At 68.6% G+C, this 21,261-nt stretch carries 26 protein-coding genes; 15 read left to right on the top strand and 11 right to left on the bottom strand.

Annotation, left to right across the window (positions count from 1 at the left end):
• Positions 1 to 15: 15 nt before the first annotated feature.
• The 4 genes from BGP17_RS07895 (at position 16) to BGP17_RS07910 (ending at position 2,612) form a co-directional block, all read left to right on the top strand.
• Complete coding sequence (locus BGP17_RS07895; RefSeq protein WP_167301229.1) at positions 16 to 921, top strand: SPFH domain-containing protein; 906 nt, start codon at positions 16 to 18, stop codon at positions 919 to 921.
• 17 nt (positions 922 to 938) lie between these two features.
• Complete coding sequence (locus BGP17_RS07900; protein ID WP_167301230.1) at positions 939 to 1,154, top strand: type II toxin-antitoxin system antitoxin; 216 nt, start codon at positions 939 to 941, stop codon at positions 1,152 to 1,154.
• Between the two features lie 223 nt (positions 1,155 to 1,377).
• Positions 1,378 to 1,650, top strand: coding sequence for a hypothetical protein (locus BGP17_RS07905; protein ID WP_286711593.1), 273 nt, complete (start codon positions 1,378 to 1,380; stop codon positions 1,648 to 1,650).
• Positions 1,650 to 2,612, top strand: coding sequence for an alpha/beta hydrolase (locus BGP17_RS07910; RefSeq protein WP_286711594.1), 963 nt, complete (start codon positions 1,650 to 1,652; stop codon positions 2,610 to 2,612). The genes BGP17_RS07905 and BGP17_RS07910 overlap by 1 nt, the downstream gene beginning before the upstream one ends.
• On the opposite strand, the gene BGP17_RS07915 is transcribed toward BGP17_RS07910, so the two are convergent.
• Positions 2,609 to 3,445 carry a S1/P1 nuclease gene (locus BGP17_RS07915; protein WP_167301232.1) on the bottom strand — a complete coding sequence of 279 codons (837 nt, stop codon included), beginning with the start codon at positions 3,443 to 3,445 and terminating at the stop codon, positions 2,609 to 2,611. The two genes, BGP17_RS07910 and BGP17_RS07915, sit on opposite strands and share 4 nt — an antisense overlap.
• Complete coding sequence (locus tag BGP17_RS07920; protein ID WP_286711595.1) at positions 3,445 to 4,665, bottom strand: acyltransferase family protein; 1,221 nt, start codon at positions 4,663 to 4,665, stop codon at positions 3,445 to 3,447. Before BGP17_RS07920 ends, BGP17_RS07915 begins: the two co-directional genes overlap by 1 nt.
• Before the next feature lie 112 nt (positions 4,666 to 4,777).
• Here BGP17_RS07920 and ispG point away from each other — a divergent pair, with 112 nt between their 5' ends.
• From ispG to BGP17_RS07950, 6 genes are read left to right on the top strand one after another with little or no spacing between them, the layout of a single operon-like run.
• A complete protein-coding gene (ispG, locus tag BGP17_RS07925) occupies positions 4,778 to 5,902 on the top strand; it encodes a flavodoxin-dependent (E)-4-hydroxy-3-methylbut-2-enyl-diphosphate synthase (protein ID WP_167301234.1) in 1,125 nt (374 codons plus the stop codon).
• 36 nt (positions 5,903 to 5,938) lie between these two features.
• Entirely contained in the window at positions 5,939 to 6,184 is a 246-nt protein-coding gene (locus tag BGP17_RS07930; protein ID WP_286711596.1) for an AbrB/MazE/SpoVT family DNA-binding domain-containing protein, read from the top strand.
• Positions 6,184 to 6,561, top strand: coding sequence for a type II toxin-antitoxin system VapC family toxin (locus tag BGP17_RS07935; RefSeq protein WP_286711597.1), 378 nt, complete (start codon positions 6,184 to 6,186; stop codon positions 6,559 to 6,561). The genes BGP17_RS07930 and BGP17_RS07935 overlap by 1 nt, the downstream gene beginning before the upstream one ends.
• 2 nt (positions 6,562 to 6,563) lie before the next feature.
• The gene (locus BGP17_RS07940) at positions 6,564 to 7,466 is read left to right on the top strand and encodes a DMT family transporter (RefSeq protein ID WP_167301236.1); all 903 of its coding nucleotides are present in this window, start codon (positions 6,564 to 6,566) and stop codon (positions 7,464 to 7,466) included.
• Positions 7,463 to 7,936 carry a GNAT family N-acetyltransferase gene (locus BGP17_RS07945; RefSeq protein WP_167301237.1) on the top strand — a complete coding sequence of 158 codons (474 nt, stop codon included), beginning with the start codon at positions 7,463 to 7,465 and terminating at the stop codon, positions 7,934 to 7,936. Before BGP17_RS07940 ends, BGP17_RS07945 begins: the two co-directional genes overlap by 4 nt.
• A gap of 54 nt (positions 7,937 to 7,990) precedes the next feature.
• Entirely contained in the window at positions 7,991 to 8,347 is a 357-nt protein-coding gene (locus BGP17_RS07950; protein ID WP_167301238.1) for a TfoX/Sxy family protein, read from the top strand.
• Between the two features lie 60 nt (positions 8,348 to 8,407).
• Here BGP17_RS07950 and BGP17_RS07955 read toward each other — a convergent pair whose 3' ends face one another.
• From BGP17_RS07955 to BGP17_RS07975, 5 genes are all read right to left on the bottom strand, one after another.
• Positions 8,408 to 8,959 carry a hypothetical protein gene (locus tag BGP17_RS07955; RefSeq protein WP_167301239.1) on the bottom strand — a complete coding sequence of 184 codons (552 nt, stop codon included), beginning with the start codon at positions 8,957 to 8,959 and terminating at the stop codon, positions 8,408 to 8,410.
• 168 nt (positions 8,960 to 9,127) lie between these two features.
• The gene (locus tag BGP17_RS07960) at positions 9,128 to 9,781 is read right to left on the bottom strand and encodes a DUF1345 domain-containing protein (RefSeq protein WP_208413770.1); all 654 of its coding nucleotides are present in this window, start codon (positions 9,779 to 9,781) and stop codon (positions 9,128 to 9,130) included.
• Positions 9,778 to 10,419 carry a hypothetical protein gene (locus tag BGP17_RS07965; protein ID WP_286711598.1) on the bottom strand — a complete coding sequence of 214 codons (642 nt, stop codon included), beginning with the start codon at positions 10,417 to 10,419 and terminating at the stop codon, positions 9,778 to 9,780. Before BGP17_RS07965 ends, BGP17_RS07960 begins: the two co-directional genes overlap by 4 nt.
• 29 nt (positions 10,420 to 10,448) lie before the next feature.
• Positions 10,449 to 10,997: an inorganic diphosphatase gene (gene ppa / locus BGP17_RS07970; RefSeq protein ID WP_167301241.1), complete on the bottom strand. Its 549-nt coding sequence runs from the start codon at positions 10,995 to 10,997 to the stop codon at positions 10,449 to 10,451.
• A 42-nt stretch (positions 10,998 to 11,039) separates the two neighbouring features.
• The gene (locus BGP17_RS07975) at positions 11,040 to 12,947 is read right to left on the bottom strand and encodes a M61 family metallopeptidase (protein WP_286711599.1); all 1,908 of its coding nucleotides are present in this window, start codon (positions 12,945 to 12,947) and stop codon (positions 11,040 to 11,042) included.
• 208 nt (positions 12,948 to 13,155) lie between these two features.
• Here BGP17_RS07975 and BGP17_RS07980 point away from each other — a divergent pair, with 208 nt between their 5' ends.
• Positions 13,156 to 14,457, top strand: a complete 1,302-nt coding sequence (locus BGP17_RS07980) for a methyltransferase family protein (protein WP_167301243.1) — start codon at positions 13,156 to 13,158, stop codon at positions 14,455 to 14,457.
• A 12-nt stretch (positions 14,458 to 14,469) separates the two neighbouring features.
• Here the strand turns inward: BGP17_RS07980 and BGP17_RS07985 are convergent, their stop codons facing one another.
• Together BGP17_RS07985 and BGP17_RS07990 are read right to left on the bottom strand one after the other, a co-directional pair.
• A complete protein-coding gene (locus tag BGP17_RS07985; RefSeq protein WP_286711600.1) occupies positions 14,470 to 15,210 on the bottom strand; it encodes a 16S rRNA (uracil(1498)-N(3))-methyltransferase in 741 nt (246 codons plus the stop codon).
• Positions 15,211 to 15,242: 32 nt separating this feature from the next.
• The gene (locus tag BGP17_RS07990; RefSeq protein WP_286711601.1) at positions 15,243 to 15,935 is read right to left on the bottom strand and encodes an EF-hand domain-containing protein; all 693 of its coding nucleotides are present in this window, start codon (positions 15,933 to 15,935) and stop codon (positions 15,243 to 15,245) included.
• 113 nt (positions 15,936 to 16,048) lie between these two features.
• On the opposite strand from BGP17_RS07990, the gene ubiA reads away from it, so the two are divergent.
• Genes ubiA through BGP17_RS08005 form a run of 3 tightly spaced genes read left to right on the top strand, consistent with a single transcriptional unit; the run spans position 16,049 to position 19,119 of the window.
• The gene (ubiA, locus tag BGP17_RS07995) at positions 16,049 to 16,966 is read left to right on the top strand and encodes a 4-hydroxybenzoate octaprenyltransferase (RefSeq protein ID WP_286711602.1); all 918 of its coding nucleotides are present in this window, start codon (positions 16,049 to 16,051) and stop codon (positions 16,964 to 16,966) included.
• Positions 16,967 to 16,997: 31 nt separating this feature from the next.
• Entirely contained in the window at positions 16,998 to 18,344 is a 1,347-nt protein-coding gene (locus BGP17_RS08000; protein WP_286711603.1) for a TldD/PmbA family protein, read from the top strand.
• Positions 18,337 to 19,119, top strand: a complete 783-nt coding sequence (locus BGP17_RS08005) for a 3'(2'),5'-bisphosphate nucleotidase CysQ (protein WP_286711604.1) — start codon at positions 18,337 to 18,339, stop codon at positions 19,117 to 19,119. The genes BGP17_RS08000 and BGP17_RS08005 overlap by 8 nt, the downstream gene beginning before the upstream one ends.
• On the opposite strand, the gene BGP17_RS08010 is transcribed toward BGP17_RS08005, so the two are convergent.
• On the bottom strand, positions 19,116 to 19,904 hold the full coding sequence (locus tag BGP17_RS08010) for a class I SAM-dependent methyltransferase (RefSeq protein WP_286711605.1): 789 nt from the start codon (positions 19,902 to 19,904) through the stop codon (positions 19,116 to 19,118). The genes BGP17_RS08005 and BGP17_RS08010 overlap by 4 nt on opposite strands.
• Before the next feature lie 87 nt (positions 19,905 to 19,991).
• Between BGP17_RS08010 and BGP17_RS08015 the strand changes: the two genes are divergently transcribed.
• The gene (locus BGP17_RS08015) at positions 19,992 to 20,462 is read left to right on the top strand and encodes an Rrf2 family transcriptional regulator (RefSeq protein ID WP_286711606.1); all 471 of its coding nucleotides are present in this window, start codon (positions 19,992 to 19,994) and stop codon (positions 20,460 to 20,462) included.
• Between the two features lie 85 nt (positions 20,463 to 20,547).
• Here BGP17_RS08015 and BGP17_RS08020 read toward each other — a convergent pair whose 3' ends face one another.
• Positions 20,548 to 21,258 (bottom strand): hypothetical protein, encoded by a 711-nt coding sequence (locus BGP17_RS08020; RefSeq protein WP_286711607.1) that lies wholly within the window; start codon positions 21,256 to 21,258, stop codon positions 20,548 to 20,550.
• Between the last annotated feature and the right edge of the window lie 3 nt (positions 21,259 to 21,261).

Genomic DNA, 21,261 nt, shown 5'->3' on the forward strand with positions numbered 1-21,261 from the left:
TTTCGGGAGGTAATGATGACCGACGTTCGTAGCGCCGCTCCGGCACTGCGCCAGAGCAGCGAGAAGACCGCAATCACCATGAGCGGCTATGGCATGCTTCTCGTGCTGCTCGTCGCGCTTGCCGCCACGGTGGGGGCGCTGACCCAGATCGACCGGATGGTGGACTGGATCGTGATTTCCTGGCTGCTGGTCTCGATCCTGGTCGAGCTGTTCGTGCTCTGCGGCTTCTACCTGCTCCAGCCCAACCAGGCGGCGGTGATCACGCTGTTCGGCGACTATCGGGGCACGGACCGCACCACGGGCCTGCGCTGGACCTGGCCCTGGATGAGCAAGAAGAAGGTTTCGGTGCGCGCCAACAACATCATTTCGGAGCGCATCAAGGTGAACGACCTGCGCGGCAATCCGATCGAAATGGCGGCGCAGGTGGTGTGGCGGGTGACCGACACCGCGCAGGCGCTGTTCGACGTGGACGACTACAAGGCGTTCGTGAACGTCCAGATCGAGGCGGCGGTGCGCACGATCGGCTCGCGCTATCCCTATGACGATTTCGAGCATCAGGAAGTCACGTTGCGCGGCAATCACGACCAGGTCGGTTCGGAACTGCGCGAGGAACTGATCGCCCGCCTGCGCGTCGCCGGCATCACCGTCGACGAATGCGGATTCACGCACCTGGCCTATGCGCAGGAGATTGCCGGCGCGATGCTCCGCCGCCAGCAGGCGCAGGCGGTGGTCGCCGCCCGCCAGACCTTGGTCGAGGGCGCGGTGGGCATGGTCGAGATGGCGCTCGCCCAGCTTTCCGCCAAGCAGGTGGTCGATCTCGACGACGAGCGCCGCGCGGCGATGGTCTCGAACCTGATGGTGGTGCTGTGCGGCGAGCGCGATACCCAGCCGGTGGTCAACACGGGCTCGCTCTATCAGTGATGCGCGAGGCGTAACCCGTGTCCCAGCCGCCGCTAAAGAAAGCCTTTCCCTTGCGTCTCGATCCTGCCCTGCACGCGGCGATCGAGCGCTCGGCGGCGAGCGACCTGAGGAGCGTCAACGCCCAGGTCGAATGCCTGTTGCGCGAGGCGCTGGCGCGGCGCGGCGTGAAGCTGGCGGAGCCGGTGCGGCCCAAGCGCGGGCGCCCGCCCAAGGTGCAGGAAGGCGGGGAATGACGAGTCCGTCTCGCCGGCCAATGCCGGTGGGTCCCGGCACCTGGCCGGCATGGACCCTTGCGGGAACGGACAGGTTCGGGCGCGCCCGGCGCGCGGTTCGCGTCGAAGACTGGAGGAGAAAGCAGATGTTCCTTGCCATGCATGTCCGCCGCGCGCGGCTGCCCTTCGTCCTCACGATCGCCGGGGCGGGGCTGCTCGCCGGCATCGCGGTGGTGCTGTTCCAATGATGGGCAGGCTTTTCCGCGACGCGGCGCAGGTCCGCCCGGGCTATTGGTTCCGGCCCAAGCGCTTCGGCTTCGGTGCGAAGCCGGTCACCTGGCAGGGCTGGGCGGCGACCCTGCTCTTCGGTGCGGCCGTCGGGCTGATCGTCAATTTCGCCATGCACCGGGACCGGTTGTGGCTGGTGCTGCTGGTGCCGCTGATCGCCGCCTTCCTCTGGCTCATTGCCGTCAAGACCGACGGCGAGTGGCGCTTCCGCTGGGGCGGTGACGCGTGATGCGCCGGGCGATCCTGGCGTTCGCCGCGTGCGCCGCGGTGCCGTCGGCGCTCGCGCAGGCGCTTCCCGCCGGCACCGAGGTGACTGCGCCTGGGCCGCTGGGGAACCTCGCCGGCACGCTGCTCGATCCCGATCCCGGCGCCCCGCTGGTGCTGCTGGTCCCGGGTTCCGGCCCCACCGATCGAGACGGCAACAACCGCTACGGCGTGGCCGGCGGCCCCTATCGCCAGCTTGCCGAAGCGCTGGCGCGGCGCGGCGTCGCCACGCTGCGGATCGACAAGCGCGGCATGTTCGGCAGTGCCGGCGCGGTCGCCGATGCCAATCGCGTGACGATCACCGACTATGCTGCGGATGTCCGCGCCTGGGTCGATGCCGCGCGCAAGCGCACCGGCCGCGCCTGTATCTGGCTGCTCGGGCATAGCGAGGGCGGGCTGGTGGTCCTGGCCGCCGCCCAGCGGCCCGCGGGGATTTGCGGCGTGGTGCTGGTCAGCGCCGCGGGCCGGCCCCTCGGCACGATCATGCGCGAGCAGTTCCGGGCCAATCCGGCAAATGCGCCGTTGCTTGCGCCGCTGCTTGCGCTGGTCGACACGCTCGAGGCCGGCAAGCATGCGGATGCCGCGGCGATGCCGGCGCCGCTCCCCTCGCTCTTCCCGGATGCGGTGCAGGATTTCCTGATCGACGAGTTCCGCCATGATCCGGCCCGTCTCGCCGCGCGGCTCGCGCTGCCGCTGCTCGTCACCCAGGGCGATCGCGATGTCCAGATCGGCGTTGCCGATGCGCAGGCCCTTGCCGGCGCTAGGCCTGGCGCGAAGCTGGTGATCGTGCCGGGCATGACGCATGTTCTGCGCATGGCGGCCGGCGAGGGCCGCGCGGCGAGCATCGCCACCTATTCGGATGGCGCGCTCCCCGTGGCCCCGGCGCTGGCCGAAGCCATTGCCGGGTTCGTGACCGCGAAGCGCTAGGCCAGCGCCGCGTCGAGCAGCCGGGCCAGGCGCAGGCCGCCCTTGATCACCTGGGTCCGGGCCTCGGGCACCCACTTCTCGATCATCGCCTCGCTGATCGCGACGCGGCCGGTGATCGGCTTGCAGGCGTCGCCGCCGTTGAGATCGGCATAGACGGTCCTGGCCAGTTCCCAGCTGTCCTTGCCCCAGTCCTGGACGGTGCCGCCGCCCAGCGCGGCGCGGTCCTTGCGGCTATAGGTGCGTACGATGTCGGGGCCCGAGGTGATCGCGCGCTCGGCGAGCAGCCCGTCCCACACCGAATGGAGGTTCAGCCGGTCGGTGGTGTAGATGCCGTAGCTCACCATCGCCTTGTTGCCGCCGGCGTCATGGTCGTGCTCGGCGCCGTGGAGCGGCTGGCCGATATCGCCGACGAAATGGACGAGGAAGAGCAGCGCCTTCACGCGCTCGACCTGCGGCGCCTTGCGGTCCTTGAGAATCTTCACGTCGCGCTCGATCTGGGCGGAGACGCAATTGCCGTCCTTGCACTCGGCGGTCACGTCGAACGGCTTGCAGACGTCCGCGTCCTGATAATGCCAGACCGACGCGTAGCGCCAGTCGCTGCCCAGCTTCTTGATGCAATCGGCCCAGACCGAGGCTTCCTCGATATTGGTCGCCGGGCAGCCCTCGGTCTTGAGCAGGTCGGTGTGGCGGAGCAACTGGCCGATCTTCGCGCGGGTGGCCGGAGTCACGTTGCGCCAGGCGATCGCGGCGACGGTCTGATGGCCATATTCCCAATAGGCATTGGCGGGCGCGGCGAACCCGAGCAGGGCCGCGAGGACGAGAAGAAGGCGCATCAGGCAACTCCGCTGGCAGATGCCGCTTCCCTAGCAGAACGGGCGGGCTTGGCCAGCCGGAGGCGCAGCCCGATCAGCGGCCGCAGCCAGGCGATGCGCCGGCCGATCAGATAGGCCGCCGCGCAAGTGGCGCCGGTGCCGCCGAGCAGCAGCGCGAACTCCGCCGGCGCGCTCAACCCCAGGGGCAGCGAATACCAGGCGATCAGCACGATCGCGGGATGGTGGACGATGTAGAAGGGGAACACCGCCTCGGCGAGCGGCTTGCGCAGCCGGTGGTCGTGGTTCCAGCGGGTCTCGGCGATGTGGAACAGCGCGAGGATCATGCCCCAGGCCATGGCGGTGCGCGCGGCCCGGTCGAGCGCCATCACGTCGTGCGGGGGCACGCGCGTGCCCGGCCATAGCAGCTCGACGGTGACGATCACCGCGCCGGCCAGCGCCGCCATCGCGGCCGCCGGTTTCCAGCTGCGCGCCACTGCCGGCCACAGCCGCGGCGCCCCGGCCAGGGCGAAGCCGAACAGGAAGATCGGGACATATTGGGCATGGCCGCCCCAGTCGCGCAGCAATCCCTGGCGTTCGGGCGCGACGAACAGCAGGGCCAGCCGCGCCGCGGCAAGCGCCAGCACGGGCACCCAGAGCAGCCTGTGTCCCCGGACGAGCCAGTCCGCCGCTGCGCCGATCGCGCGCATTGCCCGGTTGCCGCCCAGCGCCAGCACGCCGGCGAGCAGCAGCGTATAGGCGGCGAGATAGGCGACGAACCACAGATGCTCCCAGCTCGGGAATTCGCGGCCCCAGAAGTCGCCCGCGCGCCAATAGTCGAGCGCCCAGAAATGGAGATAGCCATGCGGATAGCCATTCTCCATCACCCGCACCCACATCTCGAGCGGCACCAGCGCCACCATGCCGAAGGCGAGCGGCACCAGCAGCCGCACCGCACGCGAACGGGCGAAGTCGCGCGTGCCGGCCGAGCGGTCGAACAGCTTGCGCGAGGCATAGCCCGAGACCGCGAAGAGCAGGGGCAGGCGCCAGGGCGTCAGCAGCGCCATGGGCGGGATCAGCCACCCAAAGGCATAGTTGGTCTTGATCACCCAGTCCCAGGGCGAGAAGGCCATGGCGATGTGATAGAGGATCAGCAGCGCGAAGGCGGCGATGCGCAGCCAGTCCATGCCGTAATGGCGTTGGCTGGTGCGCGGCGCGGCAGCAAATTGTGGGTCGTGCTGCAACGCGCGAGAGCCTTGATCCGGGAAACGAGCCGGAGAAATAGCACCGCGCCTCTTAGCATCGCGTAAACCGCACCGGGTTGGCGCGGGCGCGGGCCGGGCGTATATGGCGCCCATGTCCGTACGTCCCTGGCGCGATATCGTCCGGCGGCCCAGCCGTCAGATCATGATTGGCAACGTCCCCGTTGGCGGCGATGCGCCGGTGACGGTGCAGACGATGACCAACACCGCCACCTCCGATGCCCGCGCGACCATCGACCAGATCCGCCGCTGCGAGGATGCCGGGGTCGACATCATCCGCGTCTCGTGCCCCGACGTCGAATCGACTGCGGCGCTGAAGCAGATCGTCCGCGCCGCGCGCGTGCCGATCGTCGCGGACATCCATTTCCACTACAAGCGCGCGCTCGAGGCCGCCGATGCCGGCGCCGCCTGCCTGCGCATCAACCCGGGCAATATCGGCAGCGCGGATCGCGTGAACGAAGTGGTCAACGCCGCCAAGGCCAATGGCTGCGCGATCCGCATCGGGGTAAATGCGGGCAGCCTCGAGAAGGACCTGCTCGAGAAATATGGCGAGCCCTGTCCCGAGGCGCTGGTCGAATCGGCGCTCGACCATATCAAGCTGCTCCAGGACCGCGACTTCCACGAATTCAAGGTCGCGGTGAAGGCGTCGGACGTGTTCCTCGCCGTTGCCGCCTATCAGCAGCTCGCCGATGCGGTGGATTGCCCGCTGCACCTGGGCATCACCGAGGCGGGCGGCTTTGTCGGCGGCACGGTGAAGAGCGCGATCGGCATCGGCTCGCTGCTCTGGTTCGGCATCGGCGACACGATTCGGGTCAGCCTTTCGGCCGAGCCCGAGGAGGAAGTGCGCGTCGGCTTCGAGATCCTCAAGGCGCTGGGCATCCGCAACCGCGGCGTCCGCGTCGTTTCCTGCCCCAGCTGCGCACGCCAGGGCTTCGACGTGATCCGCACCGTTCAGGCGCTCGAGGACCGGCTCCAGCACATCCGCACGCCGCTGTCGCTCTCGGTGCTGGGCTGCGTGGTCAACGGCCCGGGCGAGGCGCGCGAGACCGATATCGGCCTGACCGGCGGCGGCAACGGCAAGCACATGGTCTATCTGTCGGGCATCACCGATCACACGGTGAACGATGCCGACATGCTCGATCACATCGTCAAGCTGGTCGAGGCCAAGGCGGCGGAGATCGAGGCGGCAAACGGTGCCGCGGCGGTGGCGGCGGAATAGGTCCCATGCTATGTGTCAGGTCCTGGAGGGCCTGACATGACCTATCACGCCAAGGTGATCGCCGGCGGCAAGATCGTCATCCCCGCGGAGCTGCGCCGCGAGCTTGGGATCAAGGATGGGGATGTGCTGGTGCTCGATCGCGCCGCCGATGGCTCGCTCGCGATCAGGACGCATATGCAGGTCATCCGCGACGGGCAGCAGAAGATCCGCGCGATGATCACGCATCCCGTCACGGTGGACGACTTCATTGCCGACAAGCGTGCGGAGGCCGAGCGCGAATAATGTTCGTCCTCGATGCCTCGGTGCTTCTCGCCTTGCTGCTCGGGGAATCGGGCGCCCAGCAAGTGGCGGCGGTGGTTCGCGGGGCCGAGATGTCGATCGTCAATCTGTGCGAGGTGGTCGCCAGGTTGTCGGAAGGGGGCGCCGATCCGGGCGCAGTATATGGAATCGCGATTTCCTACGGGGTTCGCGTTCAAGCCTTTCGGGAGGCGCATGCGATAGAGGTTGCGAGATTGCGCCCGCTCACCAGGCATCTCGGCCTGTCGCTCGGCGATCGGACATGCCTGGCGCAAGGCAGATTCAGCGCATTGCCGATCCTCACCGCGGACGCCCGGATGGCATCCGCCGATATCGGCCTCGACATCCGCATGATCCGCTGACCATGGCGCGTGCCACTCCGATCCTCGCGGCCCTGCTCGCCGCCTGTGCGGGCATCGCGCTCTATTCGATCATGGACGCGGTGATGAAGGGGCTCAGCCTCGCCATCGGCGCCTATGCCGCGCTGTTCTGGCGGCTCGTCGCCGGCGCCGCGATCATGACGCCGCTGTTCGCCTTCAGCCGGCCGCGCCTGCCCGCGCGGCGCGTGCTGGCGATCCATGCGATCCGCAGCGCGGTGATGGCAGTGATGGCGATCGCCTTCTTCTGGGGCATCGCCCGCGTGCCGCTGGCGGAGGCGATCGCGCTCACCTTCATCGCGCCGCTGATCGCGCTGGCCCTTGCCGCGATCTTCCTGAAGGAGAGGATCGGCCCACGCTCCGTCCTCGGCTCGCTGCTGGGGCTGGCGGGCGTCGGCATCATCCTGGCGGGCCAGCTGGGGGCGCCGCATCGGCCCGATTCGGCACTCGGCATGGCGGCGGTGCTCGTCTCCGCGGTGTTCTACGCAGTCAATCTCGTCATCGCGCGCCACCAGGCGCAGCGGGCCGGGCCGATCGAGATCGCCTTTTTCCAGAACTGGCTCATCCTCGCCCTGTTCGCACTGCCCGCCCCCTGGCTGCTGGCGATGCCCGTAGCGGGGCAATGGCCGCTGGTCGTGCTCGCGGCAGCGCTGGCGATCACGTCGCTGCTGCTTCTCTCCTGGGCCTATGCGCGCGCCGAGGCCCAAGTGCTGCTGAGCGTGGAATATACGGCCTTTGTCTGGGCAGCACTCATGGGCTGGCTGTTCTTCAGGGAGCCGCTGACGATGCTCACGATCGCCGGCACCTTGCTGATCGTCGCGGGATGCTGGATGGCGGCGCGCAGCCGGCCCGGCATCGCCGAGCCCGAAGTGGAGCCCGCCTTGTCATGATCGCCATTCGCACCGCCACTCCGGACGACGTCCCGCTGATCCTCGATCTCGTCCGCGAGCTTGCGCTCTATGAGCGCGAGCCCGATGCCGTGGTGGCGACCGAGGCGATGCTGCACGACGCGCTGTTCGCACGCCGCGTCGCCGAGAGCCTGATCGCGGAGCTGGACGGCAGGCCCGTCGGCTTCGCGCTGTTCTTCCACAATTTCTCCACCTGGACGGGCAAGCCCGGCATCTATCTGGAGGACCTGTACGTCACGCCCGATGCGCGCGGCGCGGGGGCGGGCAAGGCGCTGCTCCGCCATCTCGCCGGCATCGCGCTGGATCGGGATTGCGGCCGTTTCGAATGGGCCGTGCTCGACTGGAACACGCCCGCGATCGATTTCTACCGGGCGATGGGCGCGCAGGCGATGGAGGAATGGACCGTCCAGCGCGTCACCGGCGATGCGCTCGTGGCGCTGGCCGGGCGCTGAGCATCGGGCGAGAAGGGGAGCCGGCCCTTCGCAGTGCGATAACGGGAGACGCTGATGGCGGTGGATCAGGGCCTGGTCGAATGGGTCAAGGAGGCGATGGAGCCGGTCGGCACCGTCACGTCCAAGCGGTTGTTCGGCGGCGCGGCGCTCTATCTCGACGGGCTGGCCTTCGCGATCCTCGCCTTCGATGCGCTATGGCTCAAGGCGGATGCGGAAAGCGCTCTCGAATGGGGCGATGCCGAGCGCTTCTCGGTCACGCGCGAGGACGGCAGGGTCCAGTCGCTCAACTATCGCCGGGCACCCGACGAGACCTATGACGATGCCGACGCGCTGCGCCGCTGGGCGTTGCTGGCGATGGAGGCCGCCCGGCGCGCGCCGCCGAAAAAGCCAAGGGCCCGGAAGCGGGCCTAGGCTGGGGACGCATATTCTCCACCGCCATCCCCGCCTGGGCGGGGATGGCGGGCTGGCCGGCTAGGGCAGCGCGTTCACGTTCGCCGGAGTGCAGGGATCGAGGAACTTGGGCGCCGGCCCGGGATCGCGGGCCAGCAGCACGCTTTCGCCCGAGGCGCTCTTGTAGAGCAGGTTCATCTGGGCCGTCTTGAGCGCCGCGGGGTCGTCGCTCGGCAGGTTGATCACCACGCGCCCCAGCGATCCCGAAGTCGTGCCCTTGGGAACCAGCTTGGGCACGGCAATGCCCGTCAGCAGATAGGTGAACGAAGCGCCGGGCGTGCCCGGCACCGTGTTCCCCTTGGAATCGCCATTGGCGAACAGCTTGGCCGGGTTGAAGTTGAAGTCCTTCGCGCCCGAGGCTTTGTTCTCGATCGAGACGATGTCGTAGAACAGGAACATGCCCGAGCCGGCGGACGTGGTCGTGTGCGGCGATCCGGTGGGGTTGCTGTCGAACAGGTAGCAGTTCGCCGGCTGGCGATAATGCAGGATCACCGTATTCTGGCATCCGCTCAGGAATATGCTGCCGACGGAACCGATCAGTATTGCGCGAATATTGGCATGGAGTTGCAGCATCATCTGCCTCCTTCAAGGGAAGATGGAAAAGCCGACTCGCGCCCGAAGGAAAGATGTTATCTGCGCTCGCAACTGTCTTGCGAAGGTGGATAAGGGACCGATTTGGATACTTGCGGAATTGCCCGGTGGGCGGGCGGCGGGCGTCGAAGCCCTGTCCGGGCCCTCTCCCTAACCCCCGCCCAGCACGTTGATGCTGAAGGCGATGATGCCCAGGTTGAACACGAATGCGGCCAGGCAGTGCACGGTCACCACGCGCCGGATGCGGCGGCTGGTGATGTTCATGTCGCTGGTCTGGAAGGTCATGCCCAGGCAGAAGGAGAAATAGACGAAGTCCCAGTAATCGGGATCGGGAGTCTCGGGAAAGGTCAGGCCGCCGCTGTCGCCGCCGCCTTCGGCCTTCTCCGAATAGAAGAGATGCGCATAGTGCAGCGCATAGATCATGTTGCTGAAGGTCCAGCAGAGCGCCAGCGTGCCGACGATCAGCGCCAGCGCCCAGCTCTGCGTGCGCTCCTTCTCCATCAGCTCGCTGGCGACCGCCGCCAGGATCACCAGGCTCACCAGTCCGGTGATCACCAGCAGCAGGAAGCGGTTGCCGTCGTTGCGCTTGGCGGATTGGCGCATCCCCTCGGCTTCCTGCCGGAAGAGCGGGGCGATCGCGACAAGGAAGGTGAGCGCGCCGATGTCGAACCCGGTCATCAGCCCGAAGCGCAGGCCGAGCGGGGGAATGGCCAGCCAGCCGGCGACCAGGGTGACCGCGAGGAACAGCAGGAAGCGCGGCGGGGCGACGACATTGCCGATGCCCCGATGATGTCGTTTCGTCATGGTCGCCCTACCCAGCGCGGACGGATCGATCCGATGGCGGCAAGCGCGAGCAGCGCCATCCAGGCATAGCGATGGCCCAGCATCATCGCCGGTTCGTGCGGATCGCTGAACAGGAACCAGAGCGAAGCGAGGCCGCCCCCGGCGAGCGGCAGCGCGGCGATCTTCCCGATCGGCGTTCCGCGCCAGGCAAGCGCTGCGAGCAGCAGCGAGCCGATCCCGAGCAGCGCGAATTTGGGGCGCACGGCGAAGAACAAGGCGCCGAACAAGTCGGGCGGGCTCTGCCAGTGATGGGCCAGCTGGAGGAGGATCAGCCCCTCGATCTCGTCGAGCAGCGCCCCGATCAGCAGCACCGCGATCGCGATCCGCGAGAGCGGGCGGGCATTTCCGCCCAGCGCCCAGGCGCCGAGTGCGAGGAACGCGGCATAGGCCGGGATGAAGGCCAATGCGTCCCACCAGCTCGCGCGGATCTGCGCGGCCTGGAAAGCGCCGGAGCAGGAAGACGGGCCGAACAATTCGGCCAGTTGGGCGGGGCTTCGCACCAGTTCGAATGCGATGATCGGCCCCGCGCCCTGGGTAGGCCCGCAGGCAGGAACGGGCGGAAAGCCCGTCGACGCCGCGAGCGTCGCCAGCCCGGCCACTGCGCACAGTCGCCAGGCCAGCGCGCCGGTCAGGCGGCCTCGGCCTCCTTGGCCTTCTTTGCGGCTTCGATCGCCTCGATCACGATCTTGCGTGCCTCTTCCGCATCGCCCCACTGGCCGATGCGCACCCATTTCTCGGACTCCAGGTCCTTGTAGTGCTTGAAGAAATGCTCGATCTGCTGGAGCACGATCGAGGGCAGGTCCTGCCGCTCGCCGATGTCCGAATAATAGGGGAAGGTCGAATCGACCGGCACGCAGACGAGCTTCTCGTCGCCGCCGGCCTCGTCCTCGAGCTTGAGCACGCCGATCGGGCGCGCGCGCACCACGCAGCCCGGCACGAAGGGCGAGCGCGCGATGACGAGCGCATCGAGCGGATCGCCATCGGGCGAGAGGGTGTGCGGCACGAAGCCGTAGTTCGCCGGATAGCGCATCGGCGTGTGCAGGATGCGGTCGACGAACAGCGCGCCGCTGGCCTTGTCGAACTCATATTTCACCGGCTCGCCGCCGACGGGAACCTCGATGATCACGTTGAGGCTGTTCGGCGGATCGTCACCCACCGGAATCAAATCGATACGCACGCTATGCTTTCCTTAAGCTGGGCGGTTGCGCCCCCCAGGCCGTTATTTCGGCTGGAGGAGCTTATCCAGGCCAGCCTCTCCTTCGGTTGTTTTCTCGAGGTGCGGATAGCGCAGGCCGTCATGATAGTCGATGGCCACGTCGCGATAGCGCGCGCCGCGTTTCAGGGTGAGCCGGATCGGGTCCTTCGTGCCCTTCGCCGCCTTCACCGCATCCTTCAGCTTGTCGCCGGTAAAGGCCTGGCCGTTCACCGCGACGACTTCGTCGGCAAGGGTGATGCCCGCGTCGAAGGCCGGGCTGCCCCACATCACGCCGGAAATGCCCTTGGGGCCGATCGACAGGCCCAGCGAATAGGAAAGGTCGGTGGCGGTCTTCGGCGTCGCCTTGTTGGGATGCTCGGTATAGACCAGCTTGTAGCCGTTGCGCTCGAAGCCCTTGAGCGGCGCCCGCTCGGAAACCTGGTTCACCCGCTCGTCGAGGAATTTCTTCCAGTCCCAGGGCACGACCTGGTTGAGCGTCGCGGCCACGTCGTCGAACGTGTAGGTCAGCTCGCCATAGTCGCCGTCGCGACCGCCGAAGAAGATGCGCGCGAAATCGTCGATCGACTTGGTGCCGCCGGATTTCTCCCGGAGGATGGAATCGGCTTCCATCCAGACCAGCAGGCCCTCGTTGTAATAATCCTCGCTGCGCTGCCAGCTCACCCAGCCCTTCGGCGCGCGCGGGCTGATGACGGGGTCGTTGGTGGTATCGACCAGCGGGCGCCAGGTGCGGCCCTGGCGATTGTCGAGCGTGGCGGCGATGTTGGCATAGGCGTCGAGCGTGTCGGCCTTGCTCACCAGCCCCGAGCGCGCCTGGAAGACATAGCCCCAGAACTGGGTCTGCCCCTCATAGACCCACAGCAGCGAGCCGCGCATCGGCACGCGATAGTCGGGGGTCCACAGGTCGGCGCCGCGGCGGAACTTGCCGTCCCAGCTATGGGTGTATTCGTGCGGCAGCAGGTTGCGGCTGGTCGCCTTCTCGTCCCATTTGGTGAAGAAGCCCAGGCCGGTGCCGTTCTCGGAGCTGCGGTGATGCTCCACGCCGATCCCGCCCAGCTCGTCGCTGATCGAGAACAGGAAGCGGTAATGGTCGTAATGCTCGACCCCGAAGGTCTTCACTGCCTGGTCGACCAGGTTCTTGAGCTTGTCGACCTGCTCGGGCGTGGCGGCCAGTTCCTCGGCCGTGTCGGCATAGGTCTCGACCGAGACGCGGTCGGTGAGCTTGAGCTGGCGGTAATAGCGGCCGGCGAGCACCGGCGAATCCATCAGCACGTCATAATTGGTCTTGTCATAGGTGTAGACGTTGCCGTTCACCCTGGCGTCCACCGCCGAGCTGGCGGTCCAGCCCTCGGGATAGGTCACCTTGGCCTGGATGGGCACGCGGCGGACGAAATAGCCGGCCGGATAGAGGCTGAGCGAGAAGAATTGCAGGCTCATCAGGTTGGGCGTCATCACGATGCGGCCCTGGTCCGCCACCGTGGCCGAGACGAAGTTGAAGCTCAGGTCCAGCTTCCTCACGCCCGCCGGCACGTCGATATGGAAGGCGAAGACGTCCACGGGATCGCGCTTCCACGGGATCACCTTGCCGTTGCCGCGGATCACCAGGCCGCCCAGCTTCTCGATCTCGCCGCGCGGGCCGTGCTTGCCGGGAATCCATTTCGGATAGAGCAGCACCATGTGCCCGCTCTTCGCGACCGGGATCGTCTCCTTCACGTTGAAGATGCCGCGCGCCACGTCGGTCGCGTCGATGTCGAGCGTCAGCGTGCCCGGATAGGGGATGTCGCGCGCATCGGGGATGGTGCTGGGATAGGGTGCGGTCTGCGCCGGCGCCGAATTCTGGGCCGTCGCGTTCTGGGCAAGGGCGGGGGCGGAGACGGAAGCGAGCAGGGCAGCTGCGGCGAGCGCACGGATCATGAGTGGAGCGACCTCTCTTCTGGAAGCGACGGGTCATAGGACTGCGCGGGCAGGCATGTAAATCTCCCTCTCTCCTTCAGGGGTGTGGGCCGGGGAGAGGGGCAGCGTCGCACCATCGGATATGCCCCTTTCCCCGACCCTCTCCCCGCCGGCGGGGAATGGGAGGTGCTAACGAGGCGCTAACCATTGTGCGCTAGCTGTTTCCGCCATGTATCACGATCCCCAGCTGGCGGCCGAGGCCAAGGCCGATCCGCGTCCCCGCTCGGCGGTGAGCACCGGCGTCGGCATGGCCGGGCTTGCCGGCATGGCGCTGTGGACCGCGATCGCCACGCTCTACCGGCTCGACGGGCCCTATAGCGCGCTGGTCAACGTCGTTGCCTGCGCGGTGCCGATGGTGCTCTGGTCGCTGCTGGTCGACAAGGTGCATCGGAACCCCTCGACGGGCATCGACTGGTCCTCGAAGCGCACGCTCAAGGACACGCTCGACGTCTCGGTCACCAAGCTCACCGGCCTGTGGCTCACCTGGGGCGGGATCGCGCTGATCTACGCCACCTTCCCCTTCTGGTGGAGCGGGCGCTACGCCAATTTCGCCTGGTCGATCTGGTGCATCGAGATGGCGGCGCCGGCGCTGTTCCTGCTCTCCATCCCCTATGTGCTGTGGCTCGACCGCAAGCTGGTGCAGCCCCGGGACGGGGCCTGGCATCTCGGCGCGTGGCTGATGGGGCTGAAGGAGCCGATCGATCATGGCGCCATCCACAACCATCTGCGCAGCTGGGCGGTGAAGGGCTTCTTCCTGGCCTTCATGCTTTCGATCGTGCCGCCCAATTTCGCCGATTTCGTCGGCTGGAACTTCGATCGCATGTTCGAGAGCCCGGCAGTGATCGCGAACTATTGCATCGCCTTCATGTTCGTGATCGACGTCGCCTTCGCCACGGCCGGCTACATCCTGACGATGCGGCCGCTCGATTCGCACATCCGGACCGCCACGCCTCTTGCCGCGGGCTGGACCGCGGCGCTGATCTGCTATCCGCCGTTCGTGCTGATGAACGAGGGCGGCGTGCTCGATTATCACCAGGGCAGCGCCGACTGGACCTGGTGGTTCGCCGGCCATCCCTGGATCCTGGGCGGCCTCGGCGCGGTGCTGGTGGTGCTGACCGGCATCTATGCCTGGGCGACGATCGCCTTCGGCCTGCGCTTCTCGAACCTGACGCATCGCGGCATCCTGACCCATGGGCCCTATGCCTGGAGCCGCCATCCGGCCTATCTCTCCAAGAACCTGTTCTGGTGGCTCTCGGGCCTGCCCTTCCTGGCCACTACCGGCTGGGCGGAGGGGCTGCGCAACGCCGCGATCATGGCGGTGGTGAGCGGCATCTATTATTGGCGCGCGCGCACCGAGGAAGAGCATCTGGGCTCCGATCCCGCCTATCAGGAATACAGCGCCTGGATGCAGCGCAACGCGCCCGTGCCCAGGTTTTTCGCGTGGGTGGGGGGCAAGCTGCGCGCGGCCTGAGCGCGCCTCTCGTCACCAGTCCCCGGCCGCCCCCATCCATAGCGCCACCGCCGCCGCCGCCGCGGTCTCGGCCCGCAAGATCCGCGGCCCGAGTGAAATCCCGACCGCCCGGGAATGCGCCTTGATCGCCGCGCGCTCGGCATCGTCGAACCCGCCCTCGGGCCCGACCAGGATCGCCGCGGGTCCCGGATGCGCGCGCATCGCTTCGATCGCCGGCACGCCGCCCGCTTCGTCCGCGAAGAACAGCGTGCGCGCCTCGGGCCAGTCGCGGAGCAACGCGGGCAGCTTCACCATTTCGTCGAGCGCCGGCAGCGCGGTGCGGCCGCACTGCTCGGCCGCTTCGATCATGTGCACGCGCAGCCGCTCGAGATTGAGCTTGTCGACCACGCTGCGCCGCGTCAGCACCGGCACCAGCCGGTCGACGCCCAGTTCGCACGCCTTCTCGGCGATCCAGTCGATCCGCCCCTTCTTGATCGGCGCGGCGCATAGCCACAGATCGGGCACCGCCTCGCGCTCGCGCAGCAGGTCGGTGACTTCCAGGATCAGGTCGCGCTTGCCGATCTGCCGCGCCACCCCGGCCCATTCGCCGGTGCGATCGTCGAACAGCTTGATCGCCTCGCCGAGTTTGATCCGCATCACCGCGATCAGATAATGGGCCTGCGCGCCGTCGATGCGGATCTCGCCGGGGGAGAGCGTGGCCTCGACGAACAGGCGCGGAGCGGATTGGGGCGGCCAGGCGGGCGTAGCGGGCATGGACTCGCTCTAGCGCCCGCGCTGCGCTCCCGTCACTCCCCCATGCCGTCCATGCCGCCGCCGGGAGTCATCCCGCCGCCGCCGCCGCCGAAGCCGCCGCCGCCGTGCCGGCCGCCGCCACGCCGGCCCATGCCGCCCCGACCGCCGCCACCGCGCTTGCCCTGCCTGAAGCTGGGCGGGGAGAGCTTGGGCAGTTCGGATTTCTCCAGCTTGCCATCGCCATTCTTGTCGAGCATCGCGAAGCGCTTGTCGGCGGCGATGCGGAATTCGCGCGCATCCACCCCGCGATCGAAATTGGTGTCGGCGACGATCACCGGCTCGGGATAGTTGAAATAGCCGAAGCGCGCCGCGCCCTGCGGCACATAGACGGGCCTCTTCGCCGGTGCGTCCGAATCGCCGGTGCTGGGCGGCGCTTCCTCGGGCCCGGCATTGCCGACGCTGATCATCGGCGCGATCTGCGTCTCGTAGATCTCGATCTCGTCCGGATCGATCTCGCCGTCCTTGTTCTTGTCGAGAATCGCGAAAAAGCGTGCCGCATCGGCTTCCATCTCTTCCACGGTGAGCACGCCGTCATGGTTGGTGTCGGCCTGGTCGAACCAGATATTGGGCGCGTCATGCCCGCGGAACGGCTCGCCCATCGGGCTGATGAAGAAACCGGGCGGATCGTCGGCCAGGGCGGGCGTGGCGATCGCGGCGAGCGTCAGGCTGGCGAAGAGGAGGCGCATCGGATGTTTCCAGGGTGAAATGGTTCCACCATGCCCCTGTACTCCGATTGTCGCAAAATTATGCCAGATTGTTGCGGGCTTGATCTTTGCCGCGCCTGCGCGGAGGACGGGCCATGGCCGAGGCGCAGCAGCAGATCGTTCCCGATACCGAGCATCGCGGGCTGGTGGGCCTGCTTCCCGCCGGCTGGCGGCCCTATGCGCTGCTTGCCCGCTTCGACCGGCCGATCGGCTGGTGGCTGCTCTTCTGGCCCGGCGCCTGGGCGGTCGCGCTTTCGGGCGGCGCGGTCCGCCAATGGGAGCTGATCCTGTGGCTGCTGCTCGGCAGCATCGCGATGCGCGGCGCGGGCTGCGTCTATAACGATATCGTCGATCGCGACCTGGACCGGCAGGTGGCGCGGACCCGCAGCCGTCCGGTGGCGAGCGGCGCGGTGTCGGTGAAGGCGGCTGCGGCATGGCTCGCCATGCTCTGCCTGGTCGGGCTGGTCGTCTGGTTCCAGCTCCACTGGCCCGCCCGGCTGGTCGCGCTCGCCAGCATCGCGCCGGTCGCCGCCTATCCCTTCATGAAGCGGATCACCTGGTGGCCCCAGGCCTGGCTCGGCCTCGTCTTCTCCTGGGCCGCGCTGGTCGGTTGGGTGGAGATCGGCAGCCAGCCGCTGCCGCCGCTCGCGCTGCTCTATGCCGGCTGCATCGCCTGGGTGATCGGCTATGACACGATCTATGCGGTGCAGGACATCGAGGACGATGCGCTGGTCGGGGTGCGTTCCTCGGCCCGCGCGATGGGCAGCCATGTCCGCGGCGGCGTTTCGCTCTTCTACCTTGCCGCGCTCGGTTGCTGGGGCGCGGCGATCTGGCAGCTCCGCCCCGACCCGCTCGCGCTGGCCGCGCTGCTGCCCATGGCGCTCCACCTGGGCTGGCAGGTCGCGACGCTCGATCCGCAGGACGGCGCCAACGCGCTCGCCCGCTTCCGCGCGAACCGCAATGCGGGCCTCCTGATGTTCGCCGCGTGCCTCGTCGTGGGCCAGACGCTTTGACGTTGCGCCCGCGCATACCTAAGTCGGCGCGATGCTGACCATATCCGAAGCCTGTGAACGCGCCGCCGATGCCGTTGCACGGGCGCGCGCCGCGGGCGCCGACGCCGCCGATGCCGTGTTTGCCGCCGACAGTTCGCAATCGGTCTCGGTGCGCATGGGGGCGCTCGAGGACGTCGAGCGCTCGGAGAGCGAGGAGCTCGGCCTGCGCGTCTTCATCGGGCATCGCTCGGCCAGCGTCTCCACCTCCGATCTCAGCGCCGCGGCGATGGACATGCTCGTCGAGCGTGTCGTCGCCATGGCTCGCGAGGCGCCCGAGGACAAATGGGCCGGCCTGGCGCCCGGGGACCGGCTGCTCCACGGCAGCGCGCCGATGCTCGACCTCGACGACGGCGCCCGCGTCGATCCGCCCAGCCTCAGGGAACGTGCCCGCCGCGCCGAGGAAGCGGCGCGCGGCGTGCCGGGCGTCACCAACAGCGAGGGCGCCAGCGCGGGCGCCTCGCGCGCGGTGATGACGCTCGCCACCAGCCACGGCTTCACCGGCGGCTATGCCCAGACCAGCCACGGCCTCTCGGCCAGCGTGCTCGCCGGCGCGGGCGGCGGGATGGAGCGCGACTATGCGCATCATTCCGCCCGGCACGCCGCGCTGCTCGAGGCGCCCGAGGCGATCGGCCGGCTGGCCGGCGAGCGTGCGGTCGCCCGGCTCGATCCGGCCAGGATCCCCAGCGGCACGATGCCGGTGGTGTTCGATCGCCGCGTCTCGGCGGGGCTGATCGGCCATTTCCTCGGCGCGATCGGCGGCGCGGCGATCACGCGCAAGACCAGCTTCCTGCTCGACCGGCTCGGCCAGCAGGTCTTCGCCAAGGGCGTGACGATCTGCGACGATCCCCATCGCCCGCGCGGCTTGCGCTCGCGCCCGTTCGATGGCGAGGGCCTGCCCGTCCAACCGGTGAAGCTGGTCGATGCCGGCATGCTGGAGACCTGGCTGCTCGACAGCGCCTCGGCGCGCCAGCTGGGCCTGGAGCCCACCGGCCATGCCGCGCGCGGCATCGGTGGCGCACCGGGCGTCGCGCCTTCCAACCTCTATATGGAGGCTGGCCATATCCCTGCCGAGACGCTGGTCGGCGAGATCGATCATGGCATCCTCGTCACCGAACTGATCGGCCAGGGCGTCAACGGCGTGACCGGCGACTATAGCCGCGGCGCCGCCGGCTTCCTGATCGAGAAGGGCGAGATCACGCGTCCGGTCTCCGAGATCACCATCGCGGGCAATCTGAAGGACATGTTCCTCGCGCTCACGCCGGCCAGCGACCTCGAGTTCCGCTACGGGATCAACGCGCCGACCCTTCGCATCGACGGGATGACGATCGCCGGTGCCTGAGCCCGGCCTCGCCTCCCGGGTCGCGGCGATCGCCGCCGAGGCGGGGCGCCTCGCCATGGCGCGCTGGGAGACGGAGTTCCGGCGCTGGGAGAAAGTGCCCGGCAGCCCGGTCTGCGACGTCGACCTGGAAGTCGACGCGCTGCTGCGCCAGCGGCTGGGCGCGCTGCTGCCCGATGCCGGCTGGCTTTCCGAGGAGACGGCGGACGATCGCGCGCGCCTCTCGGCCCGCCGCGTCTGGGTGGTCGATCCGATCGACGGCACCCGCGACTATCTGCGCCACCGTCCTGGCTGGGCCGTTTCGGTCGCGCTGGTGGAGGACGGGGCGCCGGTGATCGGCGTGCTCGACGCGCCGGCGCGCAGCGAGCGCTGGACCGCGGAAGCCGGCAAGGGCGCGTGGCGCGGCGACGCGCGGCTCCATGTCGCCGCGCGCGACAGGCTGGCCGGCGCACGCGTCCCCGCCGATCAGCTGCCCAAGGTCGACAGCGACCTGGTCATGGTCGCCAAGCCCAATTCGATCGCGCTGCGTATCGCGATGGTCGCGGCGGGCGAGGCCGACCTGCTCGCCACGATCCGCTGGGGCAATGAATGGGACGTCGCCGCCGCCGTCCTCATCGCGCGCGAGGCGGGGGCGGCGATCACCGATGCGCTCGGCCGCCCGCTCGCCTTCAACACGCCGAGCGGCCAGGCATTCGGCGTCCTGGCCAGTGCGCCGGGCATCCATGCCGCCGCGGTGGAGCGGCTCGCCGATCGCGCGCGGGACGTGCTGAAGGCCTAGCGCTTCGCCACTGCGATCAGCGCCGTCGACGGGATCGGCAGCACCGCGCGTTCCCCCGCCATCCGCCGTACCTCGGCGACCACTTCCGTCCGCTGCGCGTCGTCGAGCGCCACCCAGTCCGGGCTCATCCCGAACAGCGCCTCCGGCGTGTCGAGCTGGCGCACGTCCAGTTCGAAATCATGCACCACCGTGTCGATCGCCGGCGCCTGGAACCCGGCATCGGCCATCGCCGCCGACAGCCATTCGGGATCGCCCAGCGCCACCGCGCCCTCGGGCAGCTTCGTCTTGCCGTCGAGCTTCGGGAACAGCCGCCTGCGGATCTGCGAGAGCAGCAGGAAAGTCGCCGCGCCTTCGCTGCGCCAGGTGGCGAGCACACCCAGGCCGCCGGGCCGAGTGACGCGGGCCATCTCGGCCAGCCCCTTGCGCCAGTCGGGGAACATGATGACGCCGAATATCGAGAAGGCGGCGTCGAACCCCGCGTCGGGCAGGTCGAGCGCCTGCCCGTCCATCACCTTCGCCTCGACATTGGCCGGGGCCGACGCGGCGATCCGCGCGACCATGCCGGGCGAGAAATCGGTGGCGAGGACCTGCGCGCCCGTCCGCGCCGCGGCAAGCGCCAGCGCGCCGGCCCCCGCAGCCACGTCGAGCACGCGCATGTCCGGCGTCAGCGTCACTCGCGCCAGCGCCTCCTCGGCGAAACGCGACGTGAAGGGGTGGGCAGTGCGCTCGTAATGGGTGGCGGCTTCGTCCCAATGCGCGGGGTTCTCGTGCTTCTGCTCGGTCATTATCTGCCTTTCGCGAATCATGTAACATGATAAGTATCGTGAAATGGCGCGCTTGCCAATCGCGTGCGGCGGCCCGAGGAAAGCAGGATGCGAAAGGACAGCCGCCTCTCCCGGATGCTCCATGTGCTGCTCCACATGGCGCGGCATGACGGGCCGATGACGTCGGAGCACATCGCGAAGATGCTCCAGACCAATCCGGTGGTGGTGCGCCGGACGATGGCGGGCTTGCGCGACGCCGGTTACGTCAGCTCGGAAAAGGGCCATGGCGGCGGCTGGGTGATCGCCGCCGACCTGGAGAAGGTCTCGCTGCTCGACATCCACCGCGCGGTGGGCGGCCCGAGCCTGTTCGCGATCGGGGCCGAGCACGACAACCCCGCCTGCGCGGTCGAGCGGGCAGTCAACGGGGCGCTGGAGGACGCATTGCGCGAAGCGGAAGCGCTGCTGGTCGCGCGGCTCGGCGCGGTGAATCTCGCCGCGCTGGCGCGCAGCTTCGATGCGCAGTGCGTCGCTGGCGGCTGGAACGCCGGGACCGGTGACGCATATGGGCCCCCGACCTAGGATCGAGACTCGTTCAGCAAACCTCGTCATCCCCGCCCGCGCGGGGATGACGAAGGAAAATCAAATACTTGTTTGGGTCCTCGGCCTAGCCTTCGTCGCCCTGATATTTGATCTGCAGATAGCGTCCCCGCGTCGCCAGCGCGTCGAGGTCGCCCTGCGCCAGCTGCGAGGTCATCTCGGCGATCTCGTCGTCGATCAGCTGCAGGCCCTGGGCCAGCTGCTGGTCCGGCGTCAGCCCGTTGCGCTCCACGCGGCGCAGCGGCTCGGGCACGCGCTGATAGCCCTTGACCAGCTCGGGCAGCTGCTCGCCCACCAGCTTGCGCACTTCGACTGCCGCTGGACTATGTTCGTCCAGCGCGGCGAGCTGGGGTGTCAGCGTCTCCAGCTTCACCCCGATCGAATCGACCAGGCCGCGCACCGGCGAGGGCAGGGCCGGGCGCTGCGTCTCGAGCCAGCGCTCGGTGCTGCGCGGCAGGGCCTTGAGCGGGATCTCGGCCAGCTTCTCGACATTCACGGGCGCGCTTGCCGGCATCAGCGCGAACAGCAGCGTGGCCGCGACCAGCAGCAGCGCCACCAGCATCGCGCCCATCATGCCGAGCGGCGCCACTGCCAGCCCGAAGACGATCGCGCCGGCCAGGATCAGCCCGTCCGCCGCCGCGATCCGCCCGATCCGGCGGACCACTTCGGTTTCCCGGTGCTGGCGGTTGCGGCCGGACACGGCCAGATCGGTGCGCGCGCGCACGCGATCGAGCGTGCCTCCGATCCGGTTCAGTTCGCGATCGACATCGGTGGGCACGGC

Source organism: Sphingomonas sp. 67-41 (genome assembly GCF_001899725.1).
GTDB classification, from domain to species: Bacteria; Pseudomonadota; Alphaproteobacteria; order Sphingomonadales; family Sphingomonadaceae; genus Sphingomonas; species Sphingomonas leidyi.